The sequence below is a fragment of the Oleiphilus sp. HI0067 genome, from assembly GCF_001635735.1.
This window is the reverse complement of the sequence record NZ_LWFI01001018.1, coordinates 1-1,455: the sequence shown is the minus strand read 5'-3', so window position 1 is coordinate 1,455 and position 1,455 is coordinate 1. Positions and strand designations below refer to the sequence as shown.

At 42.5% G+C, this 1,455-nt stretch carries 3 protein-coding genes; all 3 read left to right on the top strand.

Going from position 1 to position 1,455, the window contains the following annotated elements; all coding sequences use genetic code 11:
• Window positions 1-632, top strand: a 632-nt coding sequence (locus A3739_RS13650; RefSeq protein ID WP_156502583.1) for a DUF1513 domain-containing protein, incomplete at its 5' end; no start/stop codon positions are given.
• 49 nt (window positions 633-681) lie between these two features.
• A complete protein-coding gene (locus A3739_RS13645; RefSeq protein WP_068475648.1) occupies window positions 682-1,158 on the top strand; it encodes a DUF411 domain-containing protein in 477 nt (158 codons plus the stop codon).
• A 38-nt stretch (window positions 1,159-1,196) separates the two neighbouring features.
• Entirely contained in the window at window positions 1,197-1,388 is a 192-nt protein-coding gene (locus A3739_RS13640) for a hypothetical protein (protein ID WP_068501736.1), read from the top strand.
• The last annotated feature ends 67 nt before the right edge of the window (window positions 1,389-1,455 follow it).

The window sequence follows — 1,455 nt, the reverse complement described above, 5'->3', positions numbered from 1 at the left end:
TCGCTACGCTACACAAGCTGGACTACCTAGTTGTTGCCAATGGAGGTATTCGCACCCACCCAAACACAGGGAGAAAAAAACTAAACATAGACTCAATGCACCCTAACCTCTCGTATATCGATGTTGCATCCGGCGAGTTGATAGAACAAAGGTCTCTTTCTAGAAAACACCATCAGCTTAGTATTCGACATATCGACGTAAACAAGCAGGACGTCGTTGTATTTGGTTCTCAACAACAGGGAAGAATTCATACTCAGGGTTCTTGTATCGGGAAAACTCAATTAGGTGAAGAGTTAAGGCTAGCTACTCAACTGCCAGACAAACAAGCAAATACGAGCAATTATGTCGGAAGTATTCGATTTGAGAGTTCTGGTCGTTACTTTGCTGCAAGCGATCCAAGAGCAGGTCTGATATCGTTCTGGGACAGCGAAACAATGACCTTAGTCAATCAACTAAGATCACACGATGTTTGTGGAATTAGCCCCTCAAATCTTGCATTTGTTACCAGCAGCGGAGCAGGGAAAATAAATGGCTACAGTTTGAACCAAAGTACGGGCAAATTTGTAAAACAATGGAGTGAACTTATTCAAGACAAAGGGAGTCTTATTTCGTTCGATAATCATTTAAGTTAAGCTTTTTTTAGTATTTACAGCTAACGCTTCCGATTTATGGATTTAGACTATGCGCATACTCCTTACTCTATTGCTTACCGTATCTTATTCCTTGTCCGTTGCCTCTTCAGGTGATGAAAAGTTTGTACAAGAAACCGCGATAGATGTATACAAATCAGAGCATTGCGGCTGCTGTAACGGCTGGATAGATCATCTAGACAAAACCGGCTTTCAAACAAATCCCATTAACCACACTCAACTGAACGGCATCAAAGATAAGTTTGGTATACATCCAAAGCTACGATCATGTCATACCGGTGTAGCGGGCAACTACGTTTTCGAAGGCCACGTACCTCCTATTTCGATGAAACAATTTCTCGACAACCCTCCCCCTGGAGCACTTGGATTAAGCGTACCCGGAATGCCAATAGGTTCAGCTGGTATGGAAGATGGGGATCGATTTCAAGCGTATAAAGTATGGTTAATGAATAAAGACGGCACAGTCGAGGAATTCGCATCCATCAACAGCTATGAAGAACAGTTTTAAGTCTATACTCATTGGTCAATACATTTTCGGCGAACACTATGAATAATTTTGAACATCTAGGACCTCTTGCATTACTAGTTGGCACATGGATCGGCGACAAAGGCTCTGACACCTCCCCCGAGCCAGATGGAACTGAGAAAAACACTTACCGAGAAACCGTAACTTACACCCCCATCGGTGATGTTGATACTGCAGAAGAGCAAGAACTTATCGGTGTTTATTATCACTAAATATTTAATCGTATACGTGACAACACGCATCTTCATGACCAATGCGGCTATTGGATGTGGGACAAAG

Coding starts and splice junctions, on each gene's coding strand:
- A3739_RS13645 (WP_068475648.1), top strand. CDS start 682: ATGCGCATACTCCTTACTCTATTGCTTACCGTATCTTATTCCTTGTCC.
- A3739_RS13640 (WP_068501736.1), top strand. CDS start 1,197: ATGAATAATTTTGAACATCTAGGACCTCTTGCATTACTAGTTGGCACA.